Here is a 25,852-nt window from a genome sequence, read left to right as displayed (position 1 = left end):
TTCCCGACGATTCTGTCAGCCGGCGACGACCGTGAGTGATAGACGTTCGGGCAGCCCTAGGCGGACGCCACGGCGGCGGGGTCGTCGATCATGCGCTCGATGACGGCGCCGGCGCCGCCGCGGGCCGCAGCGGTGAAGCCGAGGTCGGAGGCGACGAAGTGACAGCGGGCCGCGGGGGACGCCATGGCGAGGCGGGTGAGCTGGGTCTGCGCGGCGGGGATGAGGTGGTCGGCGAGGTCGGCGAAGTAGCCGCCGAGGACGACCACGCGCGGGTTGAACAGGTTGACGAGGATCGCGCCGCCGTGGCCGAGCCACCGGCCGATCCCGGCGACCGCCTCCAGCGCGGCCGGGTCGCGGGCGTCGAGGCGGCGGCGCACCTCGGCGATGCGTTCCCGCGGGTCGGGGACGGGGCCGTCGCCCAGGCCGTACGCGAACTCAGGGGTGATCCGGCGGACCAGCTCGGCGAGGCCGACCTTGGTCTCCCAGCAGCCGGTCCGGCCGCAGCCGCACGGGTCGCCCTCGGGCTCGACGGGCAGGTGGCCGATCTCGCCGGAGAAGCCGTCGGCGCCGCGCAGCAACCGGCCGCCGGTGATGGCGCCGCCGCCCACGCCGACGGAGCCGGTGAGGTAGACGAGGTCGGCGGTGCCGGCGGCGACACCCCACGTGTGTTCGGCCAGCGCCGCGAGGTTGGCGTCGTTGTCCACGCCGACCTGCAGTGCGGGGTCGAGCCCCTTGGCGAGGCGCGACACGACGGGGACCTCGCGCCAGCGGAGGTTCGGCGCGACGACGACCACGCCGCGCGCGACGTCGACGAGGCCCGGCACCGCGACGGTCAGGCCGATCGGGGTCACCCCGTGGCCGGCGAGTTCGGTGAGGGTACGGTCGGCGGCGTCGGCCAGGTCGTCCAGGCAGCCCTCGACGTCGCGGCGGTGCGCGTCGAAGGCGACCCGGCGTTCCACGACGGTGCGGCCGGTCAGGTCGCAGCCGTGCACGGCGAGGTAGTCGACGTTGATCTCGATGCCGACGGCGCCGAGCTGCGGTGACAGGGCGACGCCGCGGCCGGGGCGGCCGGCGGTGCCGGAGCGTTCGAACCCGGTCTCGCGCAGCAGGCGGCGGTTGAGCAGCTCCTCGACGAGGCTGGACACGGTGGTCTTGTGCAGGCCGGTGGCGGCGGCGATCGCGGCGCGGGAGCGTGGCCCGTTGGCCCGGATGTACCGCAGTGTCCGGCTCAGGTTGGCCCGGCGCACGGCGAGCTGGTCCGCCGGTTCGTGGACCGGTCCCACGCCCGTGGGGTCCATGCTCACCATCGGTGCCTCCAGCCGACTCCACCTGCATCGCACAGCATGCTGCCGCCGGGCACCCTGATGCCGGCCGCTTTTCGAAAATACTGCGAACCGGCAGGTGTCACGGCTGGCGGCGGATCAGGCCGGCGTCGATCACGGAGGACGGGCCGGCCGGGCTGGGGTTGCGCTGCGCGGACGTGAGGTGTTCGGTGACCAGGCGGTGCACCTCGTCGGCGGCGCCCTGCTCGATGAGCGCCAGGATCCGTCCGTGCGCCTCGCCGGCCGCGCGGCGTTCGCGCAGCGGCACGCCGGTGGTCTCCCGGATGCGGGTCGCCCAGTCCTGTTCGTGGCTGGACCACAGGGCTTCCAGGGCGCCGGCGAGCACGATCAGGGGCGGGTTGCCGCACAGGCCGACGAGGGCCTCGTGGAAGCGGCGGGACACGCCGACGACCTCGACCAGGTCGTCGATGCGGGCGAGGTACTCCTCGTGCAGCGTCCGCAGCACGGGGACCACGGAAACCAGGCGGTCGGGCCGGCCGGCGCACAGGGCGGCGCAGGCCGGCTCGACGTGGCGCAGTGCGGTGGCGACGTCGTCGATGCCGACGCGTTGCGCGGCCAGGACGAGTCCCAGGTTGTAGCCGAGGTTCGCCGGGGAGGGCCGGTGCACGACCGCGCCGCCGAGCCGTCCCCGGCGCACCGTGATGAGGCCTTCGGCCTCCAGGATGCGCATCGCCTCACGGAACGTCGGCATGCTCACCGGGTACCGCTGGATGAGCTCCTCGGCATTGGGCAGCGGGGCGCCGTCGGCGAGCTCGCCGCGCACGATCTGCCCGCGGATGTGGTCGGCCACCTGCTCGGCGAGCCGGTCGCCGCGCGGTGGGGTGGTCATGGGGACAGAAGCTTAGTAGGCGTCCGGGTCGTTCTGGACCGCGGGTGGCACCGGGTGCCGGTACACTCTGGAAGCGTTCTCCCAGGTCATCTTCCGCACGTCGGCGTCGGGCAGGCCGCCGATCTCCTCCTCGATGGTGCGCTGGGTGTGCGGCCAGGTCGAGTCGCAGTGCGGGTAGTCCTGCTCGAGGAAGATGTGGTCGACGCCGATGACGTCGCGCAGGGCGAACGACGACGGGTCCTCGACCGCGCAGAAGTAGAAGTTGCGCAGCAGCACCTCCGCCGGGGTCAGGTCGATGCCCTTCCAGGTGCCGTACATCTCGTGGTAGCTCAGCATGTGGTTGAGCCGGTCGACCAGGCCCGGCACCCAGCCGATGCCGCCCTCCGACAGCACGATCTTGATGTCGGGGAACCGGACGGGGATGCGGGAGTACAGCCAGTCGACGGCGGAGAACATGGAGTACCCGAAGAACAGCACGCCCACGACGTCCGGCGGGGCGTCCGGCGCGGTCGACGGTGACGTGCCGGACGAGCCGATGTGCAGGTTGATGACCGTGCCGGTCTCCTCGCAGGCGCGCATGATCGGGTCCCAGTGCCCGGTGTGCAGCGACGGCATGCCCAGCAGGTGCGGCGCCTCGGTGAACGTGACGGCCTTGAAGCCGCGTTCGGCGTTGCGGTAGATCTCCTTCGCGCCGACCTCGGGGTCCAGGAAGTACGGCAGCTGGCACGGGATCATGCGGTCGGGGTACGCGCCGGACCACGCCTCGATGTTCCAGTCGTTCCAGGCCCGGGTGGCGGCGAGGGCCAGCTCGGTGTCCTTCGTGGACAGTTGCAGGCGCTGGCCGGCGAAGCCCGGCAGGAACGACGGGAAGCACAGCGAGGCGTACACGCCGCTGAGGTCCATGTCCTTGATGCGTTCGTGGATGTCCCACGACCCGCGGCGCATGTCGTCGAAGCGGCTCGGCTCCATGCTGTACTCGTCGACGGGCCGCCCGACGACGGCGTTGAAGCCGACGTTCGGGAACTCCTTGCCGTCGTAGATCCAGACGTGGCTGCCGTCCTGCTCGACGACCCTCGGGGTCTGCTCGGCGAACTTCGCCGGCATCCGCCCCTCGAACGCGTCGGGCGGCTCGACGATGTGGTCGTCGACGGAGATGAACGTGTACTTGCGCGGCTGCCTCGGCGGGTCCGGCAGGAACGTCACCTTCGAGCGGTCGGCGACGGTGAACGCGGTGTTCTTCAGCAGTTCGTCGATCGATGCCATGGCGTTGCCTCTCAGTCCAGTACTTCGGGTTCACGGCGCAGCAGGGCACGCACGGCGCCGGCCCAGTACACGTCGGTGCCGCGCTCCAGCAGTGACTTCTTCATCCCGTGCCGCAGGCCGGGGGCGATCTCCAGCGGGTCGCGGCCCAGCAGCATCACGTCGTACGCCAGGCGGCAGGCGCGGTCGATGCTCGCCGAGCGGTACGTCGCCTCCTGGATCGTCGGGGCGGTGACGATGATGCCGTGGCTGGCGAGAATCACCACCGACGCGTCGCCGATGCGGCGGGCCAGGTCGGCACCGAGCGCCGCGTCGTCGACCTCGCCGGTGTACTCGTGCACGAGCGCGAGGTCGCCGTCGTACATGCATCCGGTCTGGTGCACGATCTGCGGCAGGACACCGATCGCGGCGAGCACGGTGACGTAGTACGGGTGGTTGTGCACCACGACCCGGGCGTCGGGCCGGACCCGGTGCAGTTCGGTGTGGATGTGGATGGCCGGGGTGACGTCCCACCGGCCCTCCAGGACGGTGCCGTCGCGGTCGACCACGCACAGGTCGGACGCGGCGATCTCCTCCCACCACAGGCCCCACGGGTTGACCCACATGGCGCCGTCGGTGTCGCCGTCCTTGACCATCGTGATGTGCCCGGCGATGTTCTCGCTGAAGCCGCTGTGGCCGAGGATGCGGAACGCACAGGCCAGTGCCTGCCGCTCGGTGAGGTCGACGCCGATCGGCGGAGTGATGCGCGGCGACCAGGTGGCGGTCCCGCCGTCGCGCATGGGCGCGTCGGCCGTTCCGGGCGGTGCTGACGTGAGTGTCACGGCTCACCTCCAAATCTTTTAGAAGATTAAGAGGTGAGTCGCCCGTAAATCAAGCAATCGCTTGGTTGTTTTTGGGGCGGCCCGGCTACGCGTCCCGCATGCAGATCACCACGCCCTTGCCGCCGGACCGCTCGCGCCAGGTGACCAGCGTCGTGTCCGGCCATTGGGCACAGGTGATACTGACGGCCCTGGCGTCCTCCTCGGGCAGGTTCCCGACGCGGCCGAGGACGACGTAGCGCGCCCCGGCGGACCCGCAGTAGACGATCTTCAAGGTCGTCACGGAAGGGCCCTTGATGCACTCCCCGGCGACGGGGAGGGCCGGCTCGGCGCGGTTGAACCACCACAGGGCGCCGGCCACGATCACCGTCACGGCCACCAGGACGAGCAGCTTGCGACGCGCACCGGTCACGGCGAGGAGCTTCGGCATCACCCACGGGTACCAGGGCATCCATCGACACACAACTGTCGGCAAAGCGTCACAGCGGGGCTATCGATCGATGATGATGATTCCCTTCGGTGGTCCTGTCCGCTCCTTTCCGCCAGAAGGGGATCCGCATGCGCAGATCGTTCGGCGCGTTGCTCATCGCACTGGTCACCACGTTCGCGGGCGTCGCCGTCGCCGCCCCGCCCGCCGCCGCGGCACTGCCCGACGCCCACGGGTTCGTGCTGTGGAACGGCACCGCCACCGTCCCGTCGGGCACCTCGCCCGCCGGGACCACCGTCGTCGGCGGCCCCGCCGGCGTCTACACCATCAGGTTCCCCGGCCAGGCCGCGAAGGGCGGCGTCGTGCACGTCACCGCCATCAACACCGGCCCCAGGTTCTGCCAGGCGGTCAAATGGGGGCCGTCCGGCGCCGACGAGATCGTCATGGTGCTGTGCTCCCAGCCCGGCGGCGCGCTGGTGCCGGCGGCGTTCAGCGCCTTCTTCGAGAGCAGCTCCGGCCCGGCCGGCCCGATCAACGGCGAGTTCGGCTACGTCGACTGGAACGACCCGACCGGCACCATGATCGACCAGTACAACTCGGTCGGCGCGGTCAACAGTGTCACCCCGCTGGGCGTCGGCCTCTACGAGGTGAAGCTGCCCGGGCTGATGACGGCCGGCCCGGTCGACGGCAGCCTGCAGGCCACCGCGGTCGGCAGCACGCCCGCACGGTGCAAGGTGCGCAACTGGACGTCCGCGCCCGCCGGGCAGATCGCCTACGTCGCCTGCTTCAACTCCGCCGGCGCGCCGTTCAGGACCCGATTCACGCTCACGTACCAGTACAACCAGTCGCTGCGGGGCGCCGGCTGGCCGCCGCGGTACTTCGGCTACCTGTGGTTCCGGCCGCCGGTCGGACCGCCGACGACGAACTTCAACTCGCAGCTCGGCTTCGGCGCCAACACGCTGCTCGGCGCCGGCACCGGCCTGTCCCTGGTCACCTTCCCCAGGCTGGCCGTGCTGCCGGACACCGTCCAGGTGACCGCGGCCGGCGGCGGCTCGGACTTCTGCAATCTGCTCTTCCCGTGGACACACACGCCGACGGACACCGTCGTGCGCGACGTGGCCTGCTACAACAGCGGCGGCGCACGGGTGGACGCCGGCTTCCTGATCAGCGACAACTCGTCCGGCTGACGGCTCGCGGGGCCCCGCCGTCAGCCGGGCGGCGGGGTGAACCGGTAGACCGCGAAGACGAAGTCGGGGCAGACGATCTGGCAGGCGGTGCAGCCGGTGCAGCCGTCGTGCAGCTCCGGATACCGGTAGCCCTGCTCGTTGACGGTCGCGGACATGGTCAGCACGTTGGGCGGGCAGGCGGCCAGGCACAGCTCGCAGCCCTTGCACGCGTCGGCATCGATGACGAGAGTGCCACGGCTCACGCCCACGCCCACGCCTCCGCTTCGTCCCGGCGCCGGCCTGGGTTCCGGACCGCTCATGGGTTCGCTCCTTTCAGTACGGCAGCCGCGTCCGTCCACTCGGGAGTGTCCACGTCGGAGGGTGGGAAGACGCCGCGGCGGCGCAGGGCGGCGACGGCGTTGTCCGCGGTGAGGCGCAGGTGTGTCAGGGCCGCGGCACCGGCGGCGGCGGGGTCGCCGTCGCGGATCGCGGCATACTCGGCGTGCAGGGCGGCGCGCTCGGCGGGCAGGGCGTCGTCGATGGAGAACCGGGCCGCGGCCGGCACCAGGCCACTGAACGTGCGCAGCAGCGCCCGCAGGTGGTTGCGGGCGCCGGCGACGTTGACGACGCGGCGGAACTCCCGCGCCAGGGACTCGAACTCGGCCGGGTCGTCGCACTCGGCGAGGCGCTCGTCGAGCTTGGCCAGCGACTCCAGGACCGCTGGGTCGCGGTGCGCGGCGACGCGGCGGTTGGTGAGGGCGCTGAGCATGCCGTAGAGCTCGAACGCCTCGCGGACGGTCGCGTCGTCGAACTCGGCGACGAACGCCCGCTTGTAGTGGGCCCGCTCGACCAGGCCGTCGCGTTCGAGCTGGATGAGGCCCTCGCGGACCGGCACCCGGCTCACGCCCAGCCGCTCGGCGATCTCGTCGAGGTCGAGGCGCTGCCCGCTGCGCAGCTCGCCGGCGAACAGCAGGTCCAGCACGTGCGCGGCGACCGCCTCGCTGGTGTTGGCGCGCTCGAGTTTCACCGGGTCACCAGCTCGCCGATGCCGTAGGTCTGCTCCATCGTGCCCTGCTGGTAGGAGGGGCCCTCGGCGGTCGGCACGAACCAGCCGGTCGGGCACATGGTGAGGATCTCCACCAGGCTGAAGCCGCCGCCGTCGAGCTGGGTCTGGAACGCCTTGCGCAGCATGCGTTTGGCCTGCAGCACCCCGGCCGCGGTCGATACGGCGCCGCGAGCCACGTAGGCGCTGCCCTGCAGCGACGCGACGAGGTCGGCGACCGGGATCGGGTAGCCGTGCACGTCCGGGTCGCGGCCGTCGATGCTGGTCTTGGTGCGCTGGCCGAGGACGGTGGTGGCGGTCTGCTGGCCGCCGGTGTCGCCGAAGACCCCGTTGTTGAGCATCACGCACGTGATGTTCTCACCGCGGGCGGCGGCGTGCAGCACCTCCTGCAGCCCCTCGTTGGCCATGTCGCCGTCGCCCTGCAGGGTGAACACGGCGACGCCGGGACGGACCCGCTTGATGCCGGTGGCGCAGGCGGGAGCGCGACCGTGCAGGCACTGCAGGACGTCGACGTCCATGATGCGCACGAAACTGCCGTAGCAGCCGTGCCCGACGACGCCGATGGTGCGCTGCACGATGTCCAGCTCCTGCAGGACCTCCAGGAGGATGCGAAGGGCGACGGGCTCGCCGCAGCCCGGGCACAGCGAGTGCTCGCCCAGCAGGAGGCTCGGCTTGAAGTCGGCGACCTGCTTGGCGGGGAGGACCGGCGGACCTGACGTGTCGATGATCATGTCGCACCTAGGATTCGTTCGCGGATCACGGGGGCGTCGAGCAGCGGGCCGTAGGACAGCCCGGATTCGGCGATGCTGACGCCGCCGACGAAGCGGACGGCGTCGCGGTCGGCGGCGTGGATGCGCACGTCGTCGAGCATCTGCCCAGCGTTGAGCTCGAACACCAGGACGTTGCGGGCGCCGGTGGTGGCGCGGCGCAGCGCGGCGCCGGGAAACGGCCAGAGCGTGACGGGCCGGAACCAGCCGATGCGGTGGCCCTCGGCGCGCAGCTCGGCCACGACGTGCTCGACGAACTTCGCCGCGGTGCCGAACGCGACGACGACGGTCTCCGCATCGTCCACCATGGACTCCTCGTGGCGCTGCTCCTGCGCGGCGATGCGGTCGAACTTGTCGGCGACGGCGCGCCAGTGCCCGTCCGGGCCGGGGCCGGGGTCGTTGGCCTTGCCCATCGCCCACGTCCAGATCTGGCGGCTGCGGCCGGTGCCGCCGCCGGTGCCGTCCAGGGCCCAGTCCTTGACCGGCAACGGGCCGAAGTCCAGGGGCCGGACGTCCACGCCGACACGGGTCTGGGCGAGCAGCGGGTCGCCGTACAGCATCACCGGCGCCCGGTGCTTGTCGGCGAGGTGGAACAGCAGCTGGGTGTGCTCGACCGCCTCCGGGATGTCCTTCGGGGCGAGGGTGATCGTGCGGTAGTCGCCCCACCCGCCGCCGCGGGTGGCCTGGAAGTAGTCCTGCTGGTTGCGGGCCAGGTTGAACACCACGAACGGGGTCTCGTTGAGCGCGGCCTCGGCGATCGCCTCCTGCATGAGCGCGATGCCCTGCCCGCACGAGCCGGTCGCGGCGCGAGCGCCGGCCGCGGCGGCGCCGAGGGTCATGTTGACGCCCTCGATCTCGCTCTCCGCGTTGAGGCAGACCCCGCCGGCGGCCGGCATCCGCCGTGACATCTCTTCGAGCAGGCCGGTGAACGGCGACATCGGGTAGCCGGTGAAGAACCGGCAGCCGGCGGCGATCGCGGCCTCGGCCATGGCGGCGCCGCCGTCGAGCAGTTCGAGGCTCATGCGACGCCCGCCCTGACGGTCGCGGCGCCGGCTTCCAGGGCCCTGGCGTTCGCCGGTGCGTGCTGGCGCCGGTACGGCGGCAGCAGCTCCTCCATGGCGGCGACCAGCGACGCCGGCTCGACCATGGTGGTGAGGGCGTTGAAGGCGCCGAGCAGCACGAAGCCGGACGCCTGCGGCGCCTCGGCCGACTTCGCGGCGGCCATCGCGTCGACCGCGAAGACCCGCAGGTCGGCGCGGAAGCCGTCGGGGTCGACGAGCGGGGTGTTCGCCACGACGATGCCGCCGGGACGCAGCCGGTCCTGCACGCCCTCGGTGAAGCGGTGGTGGGCGAAGATCGCGGACCAGGCCGACGGCAGGATCGGCAGGGCGTGCAGCGGTGCGTCGCCGACGACGACACCGGCCTTGGACGGCCCGCCGCGCATCTCGCCGCCGTAGTCCGCGGCGAGCATCGCATAGCGCCCTTCCCGGGTGGCGGCGAGGGCAAGGGTCTTCGCGAGCAGCTGGATGCCCTGCCCGCCGACCCCGGTGACGATGAGCTCCCGCTCCATCCGTGCCTCCCTTGACGAGATTTGCATATTGAATACAAAATCTAACCGCACCGTCAAGCGGTCGAGGAGAGCACGAGATGCGGGCTTTGGTACTGCACGGCTTCGGCGACACCACCATCGAGGAGGTCCCGGACCCGGTCCCCGGGCCGGACGAGGTCGTCATCGACGTCGCCTGTGTCCAGCCCAGCGTCACGGAGTGCATGCTCATCGCCGGTGACCCGGTCGCCATGCACGACGTCCTCACCGCCAGGCTCGCCGCCGGCCCGACCCGCTTCGGCGGCCACGAGTTCGCCGGGACGATCAGCGCGACCGGATCCGGAGTCGCCGGCGCAACCGTTGCCGGAGGCGCGGCCGGGTCCGGGCTCACCGTCGGCGCCCGGGTGACCGCGGTGGAGACGGCCGCCTGCGGCACGTGCGCCGCATGCCGGCGCGACCGCCCCGACGCGTGCCGCTCCCCCGGTGTGCTCGGCTTCACCCGCCCCGGCGCGTTCGCCGAGCGGGTCGCGGTCCCGGCGAAGTCGGTCGTCGCCGTGCCGGACGGGGTCACCGCGTCGCAGGCCGCCGCCGGCGGCGCGCTGCACGGCCACGCGATCGCCGAGGTCAGGCCCGGCGACACCGTCCTGATCCTCGGCGCCGGGGTGATGGGCGTGCTGCACACGCAGGTCGCCCGCCACGGCGGCGCCGGGCAGATCATCGTCACCGGCCGCAGCCCCGCCAAACGCCGGCTGGCGCTGCGGGCCGGCGCCGACCTGGTCGTCGACGCGGCCGGCGACGTGCTCGCCGCGGTCCTGGACGCCACCGACGGCATCGGCGCCGACGTCGTGTTCGAGACGGCCGGCGGCATGCCGAGCGCCGGGCTCGCCGGAACGTCCACGTTGGACCTCGCCGCCCGGTGTGTACGCCGGGGCGGGCGGATCGTGATGGTCGCGGTCCTGCCCCGGCACGCGAGCGCCCCGCTGGGACTGCTGCGGGAGCGTTCCGTGGCACTGCTGCACCCGCGGTCCGGGGCCGGCGGCTACTCCCCCAGCGCCGGGGCGTTCGAGCAGGCGCTGCGCCTGGTGCGCCGCGGCGACGTCGACGTCGACTGCCTGGTGACGCACCGGCTCGACGGCATCGACGCGCTGCCGAAGGCCCTGGACATCACCCGCGACAAGGCCGCCCACGGCGCGGCCGGCCCGGCACAGGTCACCGTCGGCGCCTGGGATGCCGCATGAGCGAGCCCCGCGAGCGAATCATGTCGCAGGTTTGGCGCATGCCGACGCCTGGAGCGCAGCGGAAGGTGGCAGCATGAGCGAGCCCCGCGAGCGAATCATGTCGCAGGTTTGGCTCATGCCGACGCCTGGAGCGCAGCGGAAGGTGGCGCCATGAGCGAGCCCCGCGAGCGAATCATGTCGCAGGTTTGGCTCATGCCGACGCCTGGAGCGCAGCGGAAGGTGGCGCCATGAGCGAGCCCCGCGAGCGAATCATGTCGCAGGTTTGGCGCATGCCGACGCCTGGAGCGCAGCGGAAGGTGGCGCCATGAGCGAGCCCCGCGAGCGAATCATGTCGCAGGTTTGGCTCATGCCGACGCCTGGAGCGCAGCGGAAGGTGGCGGCATGAGCATGAGCATGAGCCTGCTCATCGGCGACATCGTGACCCTGGCCGCGCTGACCGCTCCCCGGCAGACGGCGGCCACCCTCGGCGCGGACGCGGTGACGTTCGCCGAACTGGACGTCGCCGCCAACCGGACCGCCAACGCCCTCGCCGGGCTCGGCGTGCAGACCGGCGACGTCGTGCTGTGGTGCGCCACGCCGACGCTGCGATCCCTGGACGTGTTCGTCGCCTGCGCCCGGCTCGGCGCGGTGTTCGCCCCGCTCAACCCCGCCCTCCCGGTGCACGAGCGCGACGCGGTCCGGCGGTACCTCGACCCGAGGCTCGCGCTGTCGGACGTGCCGTTCGGCGAGGCGGGAGTCGTACACCACGAAACCCTGGAAATGGGGGCCGGCCGCTTCGATCCAAGGACGGTCGACGACCGCGCGCCGCACATCGTCTACCTGACCAGCGGCAGCACCGGCACCCCCAAGGGCGCCCTGGTCAGCCACCGGGCGAGCTGGCTGCGGGCCGCGCCGGGCGGCGGCACGTTCACCAGCGGGCTGCGCGGCCACGGCGGCGTGGTGTGCACGTTCCCGCTGTACCACTACGGCGGCTGGCACTACGTGATGGAGGCGTGGCAGCACCGCACCGCCGTGCACCTGGTGCGCCGCGCCGACGCCGTCGAGGTGATCGACGTGGTCCAGCGGCGGCGGCCGTCGGCACTGTACTGCATCCCGGCGGTCTGGGAGCGGCTGCTGGACCGCGAGCACCGCACCGCCGACCTGCGGTCGCTGCTGCACGCCGACACCGGCACCTCCAGTGTCGCCGCCGACCTCGTCGAACGGATCAAGGCCAGGCTGCCCGGCACGACCACGACGATCCTGTACGGCTCCACCGAGGCGGGCCGGATGGCGGCCCTGCACGACTGGGACCTGGCCCGCAAGCCCGGCAGCGTCGGGCGCGCCGCGACGCCGAACGCGCTGTGGCTGGCCGACGACGGCGAGGTCTGCGTCGCCGGCCCGGCGCTCATGAACGGCTACCTCGGCGCGGCCCCGCTCACCGGCGAGTACCGCTCCGGCGACGTCGGCCGCATCGACGAGGAAGGCTACCTGTTCCTGACCGGCCGCACCCGCGAGGTGATCCGCACCGGCGGCGAGTCCGTCGGTCCGGCCGAGGTCGAGCACGCGCTGCGCGACCTGCCGGGCGTGCTCGACGTCGCGGTCGTCGGCCTGCCGGACGACCGGTGGGGCGAGGTGGTCTGCGCGGTGTTCGTGCTGCCCGACGGCTGCCCGCCGCCGACGGTGGCGCAGGTGCGCTCCCATGTGGACGGTCGCCTGGCCGGGTTCAAGCTGCCGCGGCGGGTCGCAACGGCGACGTCGATCCCGCGGACCCCGGCCACGGGCCAGATCCAGCGCGGCCGGCTGCGCGACCTGCTCACCGCCCCCGAGGGCGCCAGCGCCGGATCTTGAAGCCGCCCGGCCCGCGACCGACGGCCACGTTCACGTCGTCGTCGACCGGCTCCAGATCGTCGTGGCCGGCCAGCACCCGGTCCATGGCGGCCAGGTTGCGGGCCGCGAGCGGCGCCTGGACGGGATGGCCGGACGCCACGGCCGCCTCGAACGCCGCCCTGGCGCCCGGCCCGTCGTCGAGGGCGTTGAACAGCACGAAGCCCAGGTTCACCGCCGCCTTCGGGGAGAACTCGGGGTGCCGCAACGCCATCGCCGTCCGGTACGCCCGCACCGCCGCCCCGACGCTGCCGTTGTGCTGGTGCAGTGTGCCCAGGTTGAACCAGGCGTTGGCGGTATGGTCGGGGTGCCCGGCGTCGATGGCCGCGGCGTAGGCCTGCTCGGCGCGGGCGGTGTCGCCGGCCTCGGCGTAGGTCACCCCGGCGCGCACCAGCGCGGCCGGGTCGGACGCGTCGCGGCGCTCGCGGTACCGGCCGAGGGTCGCAAGGTTGCCCGCCGCCCACTCGTTGCCGCGCTCGACCGCCCGCCGGTAGGCCTCCTCGGCCGCCGCGTAGTCGCGCTGGTTGGCCAGCAGGAACCCGAGCCGGAACGCGCCGAGCGCGCTGCCGCGTTGATCCGACCGGCGCAGGCATTCCCGGGCACCGGCGACGTCGCCCCGCTCGAACAGCAGCGCGCCGAGATGCGCCCCGGCGTCGGCGTCGCCGTCCGCGTCGGCCTCACGGAACAGCCGCTCCGCCGCGGCGAGGTCCCCGGCCTGTTCCCGCGCCAACCCGGCGCGTGTCGACTCGTGCATCGCCACCCCTGACCGTCATCGATGTGGCCAGGGTGCGGCAGTCCCGCGCCCCGGTCCAATACCCATCCAGCACGCTCCGATAAGCGCGCCTTATCGACTTCCCGCCCCGCCGGCCCCGGAGCGGCAGGGCGGTGGGGACTGCCGGGTGGGCGACACAGGGGTATCGCCGCGGCGGGCCGGGTTTCATCCAGACGCGGCCCCCGGAACACGCGGCCAAGCTTTCCGCACCGGCGGACGACCCGACGAACGGATGAGCAATGAGTGAGACCATGCGGTTCCGGATCGCCCGTGGCCCGCAGCGGGCCGAGCCGGCACGGTCTGCGGTCCTGCGCCTGTTCGGCCACGACCTCGACCCGGACCGGCTGTTCTCCCGCCCCGGCGGCGAGCCCGTCGACGGCGGCGACCACGCCGGGCACGCCGTCATCGCGGCCGCGAACGGCTGGATCGGCGACGGCTCGTGCTTCGCCCATCCCGACCGGTCACGGACACCGCACGAGCCGGGGGAACCGGCGACGCCCCACCCGTTCACCGCAGTGATCGACTTCGTGCGGCGGCTCGACGAACGGATCGCCGCGCAGGCCGGCGACCTGGACCCCGACGGGCTCAGGAAGGCGTCGGTCAGGTTCGCGGCACCGCTCGTCGACGACGACTGAGGCCGTCCACAGCGGCGCCACGCTCGGCACCGAGGAGGTCCAGGACCAGCGGCTCCTGGCCGCCGAGACGCCGCCGGAGGCCAACCCGGCCCTCGACGTGTTCCTGTTCCTGCTGCTGTGGTCGGTGGAGGGTCCGCTCGGCGCGGCGATCCTCGCCGGCAGCGCATGCCCGGGGATCCCGTCCCGCCCGGCTACCGGGGCGCCCCGCTCATGATGACGGCTCCCGACCAGCATCGCCGGTATCTGCTGGCCCGGTTCGGCCCGGCGGCGGAGGCATGGGCCCGGGCAAACCCCGCGCAGGTCTACCTTCCCGGCGGGATGAGCCCGGGTCCTGCCACGGCGCAGGAGGTCGAGGGGTACCTCGCGGCCGGGCACGGCGACGCGCCCACCGGGCTCGGCGGCCTGTTGGGCACGGCGCACAACCCCGAGGTGTGGCACGTCGACCTGGTCGTGCAGTGGCTCGGCGCCGTCGCGGAACAGCTGACGGTGTCCCTGTTGCGCCCGCCGTGACAACGCGCTCCGAACCCGCACCGGGCAACCCGTCGCGGCATGCTCCGGCGGCGTCCGGCTCCCGCCGGAAGCCCGACCGTGGCTCAGGCGAAGGAGCCGGCGGCGCCCGGCGCCCGGCTCCCACCGGACGCCCGGCCGTGGCTCAGGCGCGCAGGCGCTGGCGGAGCTGGGCCTTGGCGACCTTGCCGCCCGAGCCGCGGGGCAGGTCGGGCACGATCTCCAGGCGCTCGGGCCAGTTGTCCCGGGAGACGCCGCGCGCGTCGAGGTGCTTGCGCAGGTCGTCGAGGTCGAGGCTGGCGTCCTCGCGCAGCACCACGAACGCGCAGACCCGCTCGCCGAACGTCGGGTCCGGCGCCGCGACGGCGGCGACCATGGCGACCGCGGGGTGCGAGCCGACGTGGTCCTCGACGGCGGCGGCGCTGATGTTCTTGCCGCCGCGGATGATGAAGTCGGACTTGCGGTCCACGACCCGCAGGTAGCCGTCGGCGTCGACGGTGCAGATGTCGCCGGTGAGCATCCAGCCGTCCGCTGTGAACAGTGCCTCGTTCGCGGCCGGGTCGGCGAAGTAGCCCAGGCACGTCGCGGGGCCCGCGCACGCGGCCTGGCCGGGGCCGCCGGCGGCGGTGACGTCGGTGCCGTCCTCGGCGAACAGCCGCACCCGCATCGCGTCGATGACCTTCCCGGCGGTGCGCAGCCGCTGGTCGACGGTGTCGGTGACGGAGGTCCGCGACAGCGCGCCGGTCTCGTTGGAGCCGAAGAACTGCAGCACCTTGGCGCCGGTGCGGCGCTCGAACTCGGCGGCCCGCTCGAACGGCACGGCCTCGCCGCCGGTGAACATGACCCGCAGCGACGACAGGTCCACCTCGGCGGCGACGGGCGAGTTGAGCATCATGATGAACTGGGTGCTGACGCAGCAGACCACGGTGACCCGCTCGCGCTCGATGAGGCGCAGCGCCTCGTCGGCGGAGAAGCGGGGCATGACGACGGTCGGCGCGCCCAGCAGCGTCGGGGTGAAGTTGGCGGTCCACTGCGCGAAGCCGTAGGGCGCGGGGATCAGGGTCAGGAACACGTCGTCGGTGCGCAGGTCGCCGCACTCGACGGCGAGCTCGTGGTAGTAGAACCACCGGTCCTGGTTGTGCACCACGCACTTCGGCATGCCGGTCGTGCCGGACGTCGAGTTCAGCAGGTGGATCTCTGCACGGCGCAGCTCGTGCGGCGACCTCGGCGCGACGACGCCGTCCTCGAGCCGGTCGATTTCGAGGTGTACGACGATGCCGAGCCCCTCGACGAGGTCGCTGACGGGCTCGCCGCGGTGGTCGGACCGGCTGACGAGCGCGGTCGCGCCGCCGACGCTCAGCAGGTGCCGGACCTCGAGGCGGGCGGCGCGCGGCCCGATCGCCACGACGATCATGCCGGCCTTCATCGCGGCGAGGTACACGACGTGCACCTCGACGCCGTCGGGCAGCAGGACGCCGACGCGGGCGCCGCGCGGCAGCCCGGCGTCGGCGAGCCGCCGGGCGAACGCGGTGGAGCGGGCGTCGAACTGCGCCCACGTGAGCCGGTCCTCGCCGGCGACGAAGGCGATGCCGTCCGGTTGCGCGGCGGCGTGCCGGCGGACCGTGTCGGGCAGCGTCTCGCCGTCCCGCACGCCGGCGAGGCGGTCGGCGACGTAACGCTCGTGGACGCTGCCGGGCGCCGGCGCGGCACCGGCGGGGAACAGGTCGTGCACGAATACCCCCAAGACCTCTACCAAACAAGCGCTTGGTTGTGTCATTCTGTTCCCGGCCCTTCGAGCATGTCAAGGTAGGGAGCGTCGCGTGCCGGACCTCTGGACAGCACCCGCCGGCACCCCGGCGGACCTCCGCGTCCTGCCGATGCTGCCGATCCCGGCGGGCGCCCACGTGGAGCAGCTCATCTGGCACGGCGACCCGGCCGGCGCCGGCGACGCCCCGCTGCGGCTCACCACGGTCGGCGGCGGGACCGGCGGCCGGGTGCAGACCCTGCGGCTGCTGCGCGGCGAGCGGCTCGTCGCGGACCTCCGCGTGCGCCACGGCGCACCCGCGACGAGTCGCCGCACCGGCTGCTGCGCAGCGACCTCGCCCCCGGCGTCTCCTGCACCCGCACCTTCACGGTCACCGCCGGCCAGACCACCGACCACGTCCCGGACGCGGCGCCGGTGCTCAGCACGCCCGCGCTGATCGCCTGCCTGGAGGACACCGCCGCCGACGCGCTGCGCCCGCACTTCGCCCCGGCGACCGCGTCGCTGGGCACCTGGATCGGGGTGCGGCACACCGGCCCCGCCCGCACCGGCGAGCAGTTCGTGGTGACCGCCGTCATCGCCGACGTCCGCGGCCGCCGCTACCTCTTCGACGTGCAGGCCACCGTCGACGGCCGCCGCATCGGCGACGGCCAGGTCGCCCAGACCCTCGTCAGCCGCGCAGGCGTGGCCGAACCCAGTTCGCCAGCGACCTGACGGCCCGGTCGGCCACCGCGGTCGTGCCGGCGGCCATCTGGAACGTGTGCAGCTGCCCCGGGAACACCTCCAGGTCGGCCTCCACGCCCGCCTTTCCGGCGATGGCGTGCAGCGTGCGGCTGTCGTCGAGCAGCGCCTCGTCCCCGCCCGCCTGGATCTTCATCGGCGGCAGCCCGGTCAGGTCGGCCTGCAGCAGGTCGATGCGCGGGTCCGCCGCGTCCGCCGGTCCGAGGAACCCCGCCGCGAGGCCGTCGACGAGGTCCTTGGTGAAGAACGGGTCGGTCGCGGCGTTCGTGCGGTAGCTCGTCCCGCTCTGGGTCAGGTCGACCCACGGCGAGATGAGCAGCAGCGCGGCCGGCAGCGGCAGCCCCCGGTCGCGGGCACGCAGGGCCAGCGACAGCGCGAGCCACGCGCCGCAGGAGTCGCCGGCCAGCGCGAGCCGCGCCGGGTCGGTGCCCTGGTCCAGCAGCCAGGTGTACGCGCGGGTGACCTGGTCCAGCTGCGCCGGGTGCACCTGTTCGGGGGCGAACGGGTAGCTGACCAGCAGCGCCCTGGTGCCGGTCGCCGACGCCAGGTGGCCGGCCAGCTTGCGGTGCGTCCAGACGCTGCCGCTGACGAACCCGCCGCCATGGATGTACAGCATGACCGCGCCGCCGGGCGCCTCGTGCGGCTCCACCCACAGCGCCGGCACGCCGCCCGCGTCGGCCTCCCGGTGCCCCACGCCGGGTGGCTCCGCCGTCAGCGACTCCCACGGCTCGGTCGCGTCCGTCTCGCCCTGCCACCGCTGCCGCGACCGGACCCAGTGCCGCCGGACCGGATCGTCGTCCACACTCATCGTCGCTCCTCTCACCCGCGTCGCCCGCTGCGCCGCCGGTACGGGTACAGACCCGGCGTGACCGGTGGAAGAATCGGTGCGCCGCCGATTCCTTTCGCGGTCGAACGAGGTCTGCACCGACATGACGACTGACCACCGCGCCGACACCCTGACCGAACGGTTCGAGCACGAGCGCCGCGGGCTGCTCGCGCACGGCTACCGCATGCTCGGGTCGTGGGACGAGGCCGAGGACGCGGTCCAGGAGGCGTACCTGCGCGCGTTCCGCGCCTGGCCCGCATTCGAGGAGCGGTCCACGGTGCGGGTGTGGCTGTACCGGATCGTCACGAATGTCTGCCTCACCGCGCTGACCGGCCGGAGCCGCCGGGCGCTGCCGTCGGGGCTCGCGACCGATCCGGAGGAGCCCGCACTGTGGATCCAGCCGATCCCGACGGCGCTCGTCGGCGCGGACCCGGCGACCGAGGTGGTGGCCCGGGAAGGGGTACGCCTCGCGTTCGTCGCCGGGCTGCAGTACCTGCCGGCCCGGCAGCGGGCGGTGCTCCTGCTGCGTGAGGTCCTCGCCTTCCCGGCCGCCGACGTGGCGCGGATGCTGGACATCAGCGTGGCCGCGGTCAAGAGCGCGTTGCAGCGGGCCCGGGCCCGGCTGGCCGAGGTGGCGCCGTCGCCGGACCGGCTCACCGAGCCGGCCGACCGGGAGAGCCGTGCGCTGCTCGACCGGTACATGGCGGCGTGGGAGCAGGCGGACCCGGCCGCGTTCGAGCGTGTCCTGCGCACCGACGCGGTTCTCGAGCTGCTGCCGTCCGGGGTCCGGGCCGAGGGCAACGCCGCCTGTGTGGCGCTCGCGGCGCCGTCGATGGACGCCCCGGGCGCGTGGCAGATGGAGCCGGCCGGCGCCAACGGCCAGCCGGCGGCCCTGGCGTGGTGGCACGGCGAACCGTTCGGCGTCGCGGTGCTCACCCCGGCGGCCGGCGGGCTCGCGGCCGTGACCGTCTTCGCCGAACCGGACCTGGTCACCCGCTTCACCACCGCCCGCGTCACCACCACCCGGTGACGCGCCGCCCGGTGGTGACGCGGCGGCCAGTGACGCGGCGGTCGATGACGCGGCGGTCGATGACTCAGCTCCCGGTGACGCGGCTCCCGGTGACGCGGCGGGCGGCGGGCACGGCCCACCACTGGTCGGGCCGGTCGACGACCGCGGCCGTGAGGCCCTCCTCCTCCACCCGGGCGAGGCGCAGCAGGAAGGCGGCGATGCCGGCGGAGCCCTGCATCCAGCCCGTGCCCGGCGGCAGCAGCGGCGGGTCCTGCCGGTGCTCGACGAACCGCCAATAGGCGCCCGTCCCGTCGCGGATCGCGCGGTCGGCGAGGGCGTCGGCCATCGTCCGTGCGCCGTCGAGGTACGGCGCGGGGCCGGTGCTGTCCTGGGCGGCGTCCAGGAGGATGTCGCCGACGCCCGCGGTGCCGCAGCAGCGGCCGTCGTTGTCCCAGAAGCCCGGGCGCAGGCGGGCCGGGAGACCGCACGTGAGGACCGAGTGCAGGCAGCGGTGGCGCAGCTCGCCGACCGGGTGACCGCCGACCTCCTCGACCCCGGCGAGGGCCAGGGCCGGAAACAGCTGCGAGGTCCCCGCCGGTCCGTGGCACCAGTTGTACGTGACCGGCTCGACCTCCCGCTGCGACGGCGGCGACGTGTGCGGCACGACGAACCCGCCGCCGGACAGGTCCGCCACGGCGAGGAGATGATCGGCGCCGCGCCGCGCGGCCTCGACGAAGTCCGCGCGGTCCAGCGCCCGCCCGGCCACCGCGAGGGCGGCCGCCACGCCGGCGGTGCCGTGCGAGAAGTTCGGGCTGCTGGAGCGGTAGCCGGGCCACATCCGCCAGTCCAGGCCCGCGTCCGTCGGCTCGGCGACGGCCAGCAGCGCCTCGCCGCCGGTCGTCATGATCTCCTCGGCCCGGTCGCCGCCGACCCAGACCGCGGCGTGCACGATCCCGGCGCTGCCCATGACCACGTCGGTGGACGGCTCACGGGAGTCGGCCCGCATCGTGGTCGGCCATCCGGCGGGGGTGCGCAGCCGCGCGAGACGCTCCAGCGCGACGCCCTCGCGTCCCGGCGCGAGCAGCCGCAACGCGGTGACGTCACCGGCCAGGCCGTCGTAGAGCGAGGGCTCGACGCGCGTCCCGGCCTGCGCCGCCAGCCGCTCGGCGATCCCGTCGGCGAGCGCCGTCTCGGCCCGGGTCAGCGGCCGGGCCAGGCGCAGCTCGGCGAGGACCGGCGCGAGACCCGCGATGCCGTCGTAGAAGCAGTCCCGCGCACCCGCCGGCTTCGGCTCGCCGTCGACGACCCGCTCGGCCAGCCAGGGCCCGTCCTCGTCGTGGTGCACCTGGCCGAGGGTCCACGCCCAGGCCGCCTCCCCCAGCTCCCGGTACGTCGCAGCATCTGCCATGCCGTCACGCTATCCGGTCGGCTCGCCCCCGAAGCGACCGGCCGCGTCGGCGCGCAGGCCGGCCTTGTCGACCTTGCCGCCGGTGCCCAGCGGCAGCGCGGGCAGGGTGACCAGGTATTCGGGCCAGTTCTGCTTGGACACCCCGGCCGCGTCGAGGTGGACGCGCAGCGCGTCGAGGGTCAGGGGCGAGCGGGTGACGACGTAGGCGCAGACACGTTCGCCGAGGACGGGGTCGGGCGCGGCGACGACGGCGGTCTGAGCGACCGCCGGGTGGCCGCCGACGGCCTCCTCCACGACGAGGGCGCTGACGTTGTGGCCGCCGCGGATGATGAAGTCCGCGATCCGGCCGGTGATGGCCAGGTAGCCGGCGGCGTCGACGGTGGCCACGTCGCCGGTGAGCAGCCAGCCGTCGGGGCGGAACAGGGCGGCGTTGGCGGCGTCGTCGTCGAGGTAGCCGGGCGTGCAGCCGGGTCCCTTCGCGGCAACCTGCCCCGGCCCGCCGGGGACGTCGGCGTCGTCGGCGAGCAGGCGCAGCCGGGCTCCGGGGACCGGGCGCCCGGCGGTGGTCAGCCGGGCGGTCTGCGGGTCGTCCACGGTGGTCACCGACAGCGGGCCGGCCTCGTTGGAGCCGTAGAACTGCAGCACCGCGCAGCCGGTCCGCTCCTCGAACTCGCGGGCCCGCGCCACCGGTACCCGCTCCCCGCCGGTGAACATGACCCGCAGCGACGACAGGTCGGTGCTCGCGAACGCGGGCGAGTTCAGCAGCATGATGAACTGGGCGGTGACGGCGCACAGCACGGTGACCCGGTGCTCCTCGATGAGGCGCAGCGTCTCGGCGGCGTCGAACTCGGCGGTGAGCACGGTCGGGTAGCCGTACATGGCGGGCACGACGTGCGCGCTCCACAGGCCGAAGCCGTACGGTGCGGGCAGCACGCTGGCGAAGACCTCGTGGTCGCCGAAACGGCCGGCGGCGTGCGCGAGGGGCCCGAAGTACTTGCGGTTGTTCATCGTCTGCCGGACGCACTTCGGCAGCCCGGTGGTGCCGGAGGTCGAGTTCACGAAGAACAGGTCGTCCGCGCCGAGCCCCGGGCCGGCAAACCCGGCGGCGGGCAGTGCGTCCAGGTCGAGCACGACGTGCCTCATCGCGCCGCAGCGCGCCGCGATCGAAGCGCCGGGGCGGCCGCGGTGCGACGGGGCGGTGGCGAGGCCGGCCGCACCGGTCTTGGCGAGCAGGTGGGTGATCTCGGCGTCGCCGGCGCGCGGGCCGATGCCGACGGTGACCAGGCCGGCCTTCTGCGCGGCGAGGTAGGCGACGTGGGTGAGCGCGCCGCCGGTGAGCAGGACGGCGAGCCGGTCCCCCGGCGCGAACCCGGCGTCCACATAGGACCGGGCGAGGCGGGACGAGAGCGCGTCGTAGTCGCCCCACGTGAAGGTGCCCTCGGGCGCGACGAACGCGACCCGGGACGGGTCGTTGCGGGCGACGAGCGCGGCGATCGTGTCGGCGGTCCAGGCGCCGGAGGCGTGGTGGGCGGCGATCACGTCCGGCGGGTACTCAGACACCGGCGCCCCCGTCGAGACGCAGCACGGCGCCGGTGGCGAAGCGGGCCTCGGCCGAGCCGAGGTACGCGATGGCGGCGGCGACCTCGGCCGGGTCGGCGACCGGCGGGTCGAGCAGCGCCCGGGCGTGCCCGGCCAGCCGCGGGTCCTGGTCCGGCGCGGGCACCAGGTCGCGTTTCAGCGGGGTGTCCACGGAGCCGGGGCAGACGCACGCGACCCGCACCCCGTCCGGCGCGTACTCGACGGCGAGGGCCCGGGTGAGCGCGACGACCCCGCCCTTCGCGGCGGAGTACGCGGCGCTGTACCGCCAGCCGCGGACCCCGGCGAGCGACGCGACGTTGACCACGGCGCCCTGCGCGGCGATCAGGTGCGGCAGCGCGGCCCGGCAGGCGAGGAACGTGCCGGTGAGGTTCACCGCGAGGATCCGGTCCCACTCGGCGAGGGTCACGTCGGTGGTGTGCGCGGACGAGGCGACCCCGGCGACGTTGGCCAGGAGGTCGATCCGGCCGCCCCACTCGGCGGCCTCGGCGACGGCGGCGTCGACCTGGTCCTCATCGCGCAGGTCGCAGCGGATGCCGTGCACGCCGTCGAGGTCCACGGTCGCGACGTCGAGGCCGGCGACGCGGGCGCCCTCGTCGCGCAGGCGGGCGGCGGTGGCCCGGCCGATGCCGGAGGCCGCGCCGGTGACCAGGGCGACGCGGCCGTCGTACCGGTGCGGCATCAGCGACCGCCGTCGCGCATGGACCTGGCGTCGTGCCCCGCGAGGGAGTCCTGGCCCACTTCGGCATTGTGCGCGTGCGCGACGTGGTGCAGGCCGAACACGGAGTCCATGCCGGCGCGCAGCCCCATCAGGTCCTCGGCCTGGTTGACGGCCTTCTTCGTCAGGGCAAGGCCGAGGCGGGGCATCTGCGCGATCCGCTGGGCGATGTCCATCGTGGACGATTCCAGGTCGGCGCGCGGCACCACCCGGTTGATCATGCCGAGCTGCAGGGCGCGGTCGGCGTACACGCGCTCACCGAGGAACAGGAACTCCTTGGCGTGGCGGGGGCCCATCACCCACGGGTGGGCGAAGTACTCGACGCCGGGGATGCCCATCCGCACGACCGGGTCGGCGAAGAACGCGTCGTCGGCGGCGACGATGAGGTCGCAGCACCAGGCGAGCATCAGCCCGCCGGCGATGCAGGCGCCCTGCACGGCGGCGATGGTCGGCTTCGGCAGCTCCCGCCAGCGCCGGCACATGCCGAGGTACACCTCGGACTCGCGGGCGAAGCGGCTCTCCGCGCCGGGTTTGCCGACGTGGTCCCACCACAGCCCGGCGCGGCGCGGGAACGTGGTGTCGATGTCCCGGCCGGGGGTGCCGATGTCGTGCCCGGCGGAGAAGTGTTTTCCCTCCCCCGTGAGCACGATGACCTTCACCTCGTCGTCGTCGGCGGCGCGGTACAGCGCGTCGTCGAGGGCGTAGGTCATCGCGGAGTTCTGGGCGTTGCGGTACTGCGGCCGGTGCATCGTCACGACCGCCACCGGGCCTTCGGTGCGGTACCGGACGACGTCTTCCTCGGTCATGTGAGCTCCTCAGGGTCCGGCAGGCCGATGGTGGTGGCGAGCGCGTCGAGCCGGTCGCCGGGGGTGGCGAGGGCGGCGAGGGCCCAGGCGCGTTTGGCGTAGTGGTGCAGCTCGTACTCGACGGTGTAGCCGATGGCGCCGTGGCACTGGATCGCGGCGCGGCTCATCGCGTGCGCGGCGTCCGCGGCGAGCACCACGGCGCCGTCGACGGCCGGTCCCGCGTCGACGCCTTCGCGCAGCGCCCAGGCTGCGGCCAGGACGGCGGGGCGGGCGAACTCCAGGCCGAGGTACGCGTCGGCGAGCTGGTGCTTGACGGCCTGGAAGCTGCCGACGGGCGCGCCGAACTGCTGCCGCTGCTTGACGTAGCCGACGGTCAGCTCCAGCATCCGCCGGCCGAGCCCGACGAGCTCGGCGGCGTGGCCGAGGGCGGCCCGTGCGGCGGCCGCCCCGACCAGCGCCGGGTCGCCGGTGAGGACCTCACCCGCGACGGACACGACCGCGTCGAGGCTGGTGTCCACCGTGGACGCGGCGGTCCTGGCACCGCCGATCCGGGCGGCACCGCCGTCGAGGTGCAGGATCAGGTCGGCGTGGCCGCCGAACGGCGTCAGCCCGCCCGGCCCGGCAATCGCGACCCGCGGGCCCCGGTCGTCGCCGAGCGCGGCCAGCAGCGGCGCCGCCACGAACGCGGTCGCGGTGACCGGCAGCGCGACGGCGGCGTACCCGACCTCCTCGAGGACCGGCACGAGATCGGTCTCGTCCAGGCCCAGGTCGGTCATGGCCGCGAACACGCCCGTCGCGGCCACGGCTGACCAGTCGCCCGTGGCGAGGGGCGCCCGCACCGCGTCGCGCAGGGCGACCTGGTCCTCGGTCAACGCGAACCGCACGGTGGCTCCTTCACGCTCGGGGCAGGCCGAGCACCCGCTCGGCGACGATGTTGCGCTGGATCTCGTTGGTGCCGGCGTAGATCGGCCCGGCGAGGGAGAACTGGAAGCCGCGGGTCCACGGCGAGTCGAGGGCCGCGTCGCCGCCGAGCAGTTCCAGGGCGATCTCGTGCAGTTCGATGTCCAGCCGGGACCAGTACAGCTTGTTGAGGCTCGACCTGGCGCCGGGTGCGCGGCCCTCGACGAGGTCGGTGACCTGGTTGAGGGTGAACAGCTGGTAGGCGCGGGCGCCGAGCCAGGCGCGGGTGACCCGCTCCCGGAGGGCGGGGCGCAGCCGGTCGCCCTGCGCGGCGGCGAGCGCGACGAGCCGCTGGGCGGTGTGCAGGAACCGGCCCGGGGAGCGCAGCGTGAGGCCGCGTTCGGAGCCGGTGGTGGACATGGCGACCTGCCAGCCCTTGCCGGGCTCCCCGAGGACGGCGTCATCGGCGACGTGCACGTCGTCGAGGAAGACCTCGGCGAAGCCCTCGTCGCCGTCGAGGCGGCCGAAGCCGCGGACGGTGACCCCGTCGGCGTCCAGCGGGACGAGGAAGTAGGTGAGGCCGCGGTGGCGGGCGGCCTCCGGGTCGGTGCGGAACAGGCCGAACAGGTGGGTGCTGAACGCGCCGCGGGTGGTCCACGTCTTCTGCCCGTTGAGCCGCCAGCCGCCGCCGGGCTCACGAACGGCGCGGCTGCTGATGGCGGCCAGGTCGCTGCCGGCGCCGGGCTCGGACCAGCCCTGGCACCACAGGTCCTGCGCCGCCGCCATCCGCGGCAGCAGCGTGTCCTGCTGCTGGGGGGTGCCGAACTCGAACAGGGTCGGTGCGAGCAGGAAGATGCCGTTCTGGGTGACGCGCTGCGGCGCGCCGGCGGCGTAGTACTCCTCCTCGAAGATCAGCCACTGCCACAGGGTGGCGTCGCGCCCGCCGTACCGCCGCGGCCACGACACCACGGCCCAGCCGGCGTCGAACAGGGCGCGTTCCCAGTGCAGGTGCGCGGCGAAGCCGTCGCGGGTGTCGCCGGACGGCAGCGGGCCGGGCACGTTGGCGCGCAGCCAGTCGCGGGCCTCGGCCCGGAACTCGGCCTCTTCGGCGGTGTCGGTCAGGGAGATCATTGGCCGAAGTCCTCCCGGACCCTGTCGGCCACCCCGGTGAGGTTGAGCTCGAAGGTGAAGCCCTGCTCGTAGCGGTAGCTGCGCTTCGGGTCCCACGGGTCGATGCCGTTGAGCGACTCCTTCGCCGCGCGGATGACCGCGGGGTCCTTGCCGGCGATGTCGTGGGCGACGGCGAACGCGGCGGCGCGCAGCTCGGCGCGGGGCACGACGCTCAGGACCGAGCCGAACGCGTGCAGCTCCGCGGCGGTCGCGGTCGCCGACGTGTACATCATGGCCCGCATCTTGTGCTGCGGCACCAGCCTCGACAGGTGGGTGGCCGCGCCGAGCGCGCCCCGGTCGACCTCGGGCAGCCCGAAGGTGGCGTCGTCGGAGGCGACGATGACGTCGGCGTTGCCGACCAGGCCGATGCCGCCGCCGAGGCAGAAGCCGTGCACGGCCGCGATGACCGGGACGGGGCAGTCGTAGACGGCGCTGAACGCGGCGGCGCAGCCGCGGTTCACCCCGACCAGCGCGCCGAAGCCCGTCGCGGCCTGCAGTTCCTTGATGTCGACGCCGGCGTTGAAGCCGCGGCCCTCGGCGCGCAGCACCACGGCCCGCACGGCCGGGTCGGCGCCGGCCGCGTCGAGGGCGGCGGCGAGGGCGAACCAGCCCGCCACCGGCAGCGCGTTCACCGGCGGGTTGGCCATGACGATCTCGGCCACCCCGAGTTCGTCCACTGTGG

The 25,852-nt window shown here is 73.8% G+C and carries 28 protein-coding genes; 8 read left to right on the top strand and 20 right to left on the bottom strand.

The genetic code is table 11. The features are described 5' to 3' along the window. Positions 1-56: 56 nt before the first annotated feature. From OHA72_RS39555 to OHA72_RS39535, 5 genes are all read right to left on the bottom strand, one after another. Positions 57-1,307 (bottom strand): ROK family transcriptional regulator, encoded by a 1,251-nt coding sequence (locus OHA72_RS39555; RefSeq protein WP_327001199.1) that lies wholly within the window; start codon positions 1,305-1,307, stop codon positions 57-59. A 97-nt stretch (positions 1,308-1,404) separates the two neighbouring features. Then, positions 1,405-2,172, bottom strand: a complete 768-nt coding sequence (locus OHA72_RS39550; protein WP_327001198.1) for a FadR/GntR family transcriptional regulator — start codon at positions 2,170-2,172, stop codon at positions 1,405-1,407. A 12-nt stretch (positions 2,173-2,184) separates the two neighbouring features. Continuing rightward, the gene (locus OHA72_RS39545; RefSeq protein ID WP_327001197.1) at positions 2,185-3,435 is read right to left on the bottom strand and encodes an amidohydrolase family protein; all 1,251 of its coding nucleotides are present in this window, start codon (positions 3,433-3,435) and stop codon (positions 2,185-2,187) included. 11 nt (positions 3,436-3,446) lie between these two features. Beyond that, on the bottom strand, positions 3,447-4,253 hold the full coding sequence (locus tag OHA72_RS39540; protein ID WP_327001196.1) for a class II aldolase/adducin family protein: 807 nt from the start codon (positions 4,251-4,253) through the stop codon (positions 3,447-3,449). Between the two features lie 85 nt (positions 4,254-4,338). Then, positions 4,339-4,680: an LppU/SCO3897 family protein gene (locus OHA72_RS39535; protein WP_327001195.1), complete on the bottom strand. Its 342-nt coding sequence runs from the start codon at positions 4,678-4,680 to the stop codon at positions 4,339-4,341. A 128-nt stretch (positions 4,681-4,808) separates the two neighbouring features. Here OHA72_RS39535 and OHA72_RS39530 point away from each other — a divergent pair, with 128 nt between their 5' ends. Next, positions 4,809-5,864 (top strand): hypothetical protein, encoded by a 1,056-nt coding sequence (locus OHA72_RS39530; RefSeq protein WP_327001194.1) that lies wholly within the window; start codon positions 4,809-4,811, stop codon positions 5,862-5,864. Positions 5,865-5,884: 20 nt separating this feature from the next. Here the strand turns inward: OHA72_RS39530 and OHA72_RS39525 are convergent, their stop codons facing one another. The 5 genes from OHA72_RS39525 to OHA72_RS39505 are packed head-to-tail and all read right to left on the bottom strand — an operon-like array spanning position 5,885 to position 9,243. Further along, a complete protein-coding gene (locus tag OHA72_RS39525) occupies positions 5,885-6,106 on the bottom strand; it encodes a 4Fe-4S dicluster domain-containing protein (protein ID WP_327001193.1) in 222 nt (73 codons plus the stop codon). A 53-nt stretch (positions 6,107-6,159) separates the two neighbouring features. Continuing rightward, positions 6,160-6,870: a GntR family transcriptional regulator gene (locus OHA72_RS39520; protein ID WP_327001192.1), complete on the bottom strand. Its 711-nt coding sequence runs from the start codon at positions 6,868-6,870 to the stop codon at positions 6,160-6,162. Continuing rightward, positions 6,867-7,637: a thiamine pyrophosphate-dependent enzyme gene (locus OHA72_RS39515; RefSeq protein WP_327001191.1), complete on the bottom strand. Its 771-nt coding sequence runs from the start codon at positions 7,635-7,637 to the stop codon at positions 6,867-6,869. Before OHA72_RS39515 ends, OHA72_RS39520 begins: the two co-directional genes overlap by 4 nt. Next, complete coding sequence (locus OHA72_RS39510) at positions 7,634-8,695, bottom strand: hypothetical protein (RefSeq protein ID WP_327001190.1); 1,062 nt, start codon at positions 8,693-8,695, stop codon at positions 7,634-7,636. Before OHA72_RS39510 ends, OHA72_RS39515 begins: the two co-directional genes overlap by 4 nt. Next, positions 8,692-9,243, bottom strand: coding sequence for a 2-oxoacid:ferredoxin oxidoreductase subunit gamma family protein (locus tag OHA72_RS39505; RefSeq protein ID WP_327001189.1), 552 nt, complete (start codon positions 9,241-9,243; stop codon positions 8,692-8,694). The genes OHA72_RS39510 and OHA72_RS39505 overlap by 4 nt, the downstream gene beginning before the upstream one ends. Positions 9,244-9,320: 77 nt before the next feature. Here OHA72_RS39505 and OHA72_RS39500 point away from each other — a divergent pair, with 77 nt between their 5' ends. Both OHA72_RS39500 and OHA72_RS39495 read left to right on the top strand, forming a co-directional pair. After that, a complete protein-coding gene (locus OHA72_RS39500; protein ID WP_327001188.1) occupies positions 9,321-10,457 on the top strand; it encodes a zinc-dependent alcohol dehydrogenase in 1,137 nt (378 codons plus the stop codon). 381 nt (positions 10,458-10,838) lie between these two features. After that, positions 10,839-12,284 (top strand): class I adenylate-forming enzyme family protein, encoded by a 1,446-nt coding sequence (locus OHA72_RS39495; protein WP_327001187.1) that lies wholly within the window; start codon positions 10,839-10,841, stop codon positions 12,282-12,284. Here OHA72_RS39495 and OHA72_RS39490 read toward each other — a convergent pair. Then, the gene (locus OHA72_RS39490) at positions 12,250-13,074 is read right to left on the bottom strand and encodes a tetratricopeptide repeat protein (RefSeq protein WP_327001186.1); all 825 of its coding nucleotides are present in this window, start codon (positions 13,072-13,074) and stop codon (positions 12,250-12,252) included. The genes OHA72_RS39495 and OHA72_RS39490 overlap by 35 nt on opposite strands. Before the next feature lie 257 nt (positions 13,075-13,331). On the opposite strand from OHA72_RS39490, the gene OHA72_RS39485 reads away from it, so the two are divergent. Beyond that, positions 13,332-13,727: a hypothetical protein gene (locus OHA72_RS39485; RefSeq protein WP_327001185.1), complete on the top strand. Its 396-nt coding sequence runs from the start codon at positions 13,332-13,334 to the stop codon at positions 13,725-13,727. A 165-nt stretch (positions 13,728-13,892) separates the two neighbouring features. Beyond that, positions 13,893-14,237: a hypothetical protein gene (locus OHA72_RS39480; RefSeq protein WP_327001184.1), complete on the top strand. Its 345-nt coding sequence runs from the start codon at positions 13,893-13,895 to the stop codon at positions 14,235-14,237. Between the two features lie 142 nt (positions 14,238-14,379). On the opposite strand, the gene OHA72_RS39475 is transcribed toward OHA72_RS39480, so the two are convergent. Then, a complete protein-coding gene (locus OHA72_RS39475) occupies positions 14,380-15,978 on the bottom strand; it encodes a class I adenylate-forming enzyme family protein (RefSeq protein WP_327001183.1) in 1,599 nt (532 codons plus the stop codon). A gap of 76 nt (positions 15,979-16,054) precedes the next feature. Here OHA72_RS39475 and OHA72_RS39470 point away from each other — a divergent pair, with 76 nt between their 5' ends. Together OHA72_RS39470 and OHA72_RS39465 are read left to right on the top strand one after the other, a co-directional pair. Continuing rightward, entirely contained in the window at positions 16,055-16,435 is a 381-nt protein-coding gene (locus OHA72_RS39470) for a hypothetical protein (protein ID WP_327001182.1), read from the top strand. Further along, entirely contained in the window at positions 16,414-16,710 is a 297-nt protein-coding gene (locus OHA72_RS39465) for a thioesterase family protein (protein WP_327001181.1), read from the top strand. The genes OHA72_RS39470 and OHA72_RS39465 overlap by 22 nt, the downstream gene beginning before the upstream one ends. On the opposite strand, the gene OHA72_RS39460 is transcribed toward OHA72_RS39465, so the two are convergent. Next, positions 16,667-17,545: an alpha/beta hydrolase gene (locus OHA72_RS39460; RefSeq protein ID WP_327001180.1), complete on the bottom strand. Its 879-nt coding sequence runs from the start codon at positions 17,543-17,545 to the stop codon at positions 16,667-16,669. The genes OHA72_RS39465 and OHA72_RS39460 overlap by 44 nt on opposite strands. A 121-nt stretch (positions 17,546-17,666) precedes the next feature. Here OHA72_RS39460 and OHA72_RS39455 point away from each other — a divergent pair, with 121 nt between their 5' ends. Then, positions 17,667-18,593 (top strand): RNA polymerase subunit sigma-70, encoded by a 927-nt coding sequence (locus tag OHA72_RS39455; RefSeq protein ID WP_327001179.1) that lies wholly within the window; start codon positions 17,667-17,669, stop codon positions 18,591-18,593. Positions 18,594-18,657: 64 nt separating this feature from the next. Here OHA72_RS39455 and OHA72_RS39450 read toward each other — a convergent pair whose 3' ends face one another. Genes OHA72_RS39450 through OHA72_RS39420 form a run of 7 tightly spaced genes read right to left on the bottom strand, consistent with a single transcriptional unit; the run spans position 18,658 to position 25,817 of the window. Next, positions 18,658-19,980 (bottom strand): lanthionine synthetase LanC family protein, encoded by a 1,323-nt coding sequence (locus OHA72_RS39450; RefSeq protein WP_327001178.1) that lies wholly within the window; start codon positions 19,978-19,980, stop codon positions 18,658-18,660. A gap of 9 nt (positions 19,981-19,989) precedes the next feature. Next, on the bottom strand, positions 19,990-21,540 hold the full coding sequence (locus OHA72_RS39445) for a class I adenylate-forming enzyme family protein (protein WP_327001176.1): 1,551 nt from the start codon (positions 21,538-21,540) through the stop codon (positions 19,990-19,992). Beyond that, positions 21,533-22,258 carry an SDR family NAD(P)-dependent oxidoreductase gene (locus OHA72_RS39440; RefSeq protein WP_327001175.1) on the bottom strand — a complete coding sequence of 242 codons (726 nt, stop codon included), beginning with the start codon at positions 22,256-22,258 and terminating at the stop codon, positions 21,533-21,535. Before OHA72_RS39440 ends, OHA72_RS39445 begins: the two co-directional genes overlap by 8 nt. Beyond that, positions 22,258-23,100, bottom strand: coding sequence for an enoyl-CoA hydratase (locus OHA72_RS39435; RefSeq protein WP_327001174.1), 843 nt, complete (start codon positions 23,098-23,100; stop codon positions 22,258-22,260). The genes OHA72_RS39440 and OHA72_RS39435 overlap by 1 nt, the downstream gene beginning before the upstream one ends. After that, positions 23,097-23,984 carry an acyl-CoA dehydrogenase family protein gene (locus OHA72_RS39430; RefSeq protein WP_327001173.1) on the bottom strand — a complete coding sequence of 296 codons (888 nt, stop codon included), beginning with the start codon at positions 23,982-23,984 and terminating at the stop codon, positions 23,097-23,099. The genes OHA72_RS39435 and OHA72_RS39430 overlap by 4 nt, the downstream gene beginning before the upstream one ends. 10 nt (positions 23,985-23,994) lie before the next feature. After that, positions 23,995-25,131: an acyl-CoA dehydrogenase family protein gene (locus OHA72_RS39425; protein WP_327001172.1), complete on the bottom strand. Its 1,137-nt coding sequence runs from the start codon at positions 25,129-25,131 to the stop codon at positions 23,995-23,997. Next, on the bottom strand, positions 25,128-25,817 hold the full coding sequence (locus tag OHA72_RS39420) for an enoyl-CoA hydratase family protein (RefSeq protein WP_327011752.1): 690 nt from the start codon (positions 25,815-25,817) through the stop codon (positions 25,128-25,130). Before OHA72_RS39420 ends, OHA72_RS39425 begins: the two co-directional genes overlap by 4 nt. Positions 25,818-25,852: the final 35 nt, after the last annotated feature.

The organism is Dactylosporangium sp. NBC_01737, assembly GCF_035963215.1.
In the GTDB taxonomy this organism is placed as follows: domain Bacteria; phylum Actinomycetota; class Actinomycetes; order Mycobacteriales; family Micromonosporaceae; genus Dactylosporangium.
Note: the sequence above shows the minus strand (reverse complement) of the source record. Positions and strands in the feature narration are given on the sequence as shown.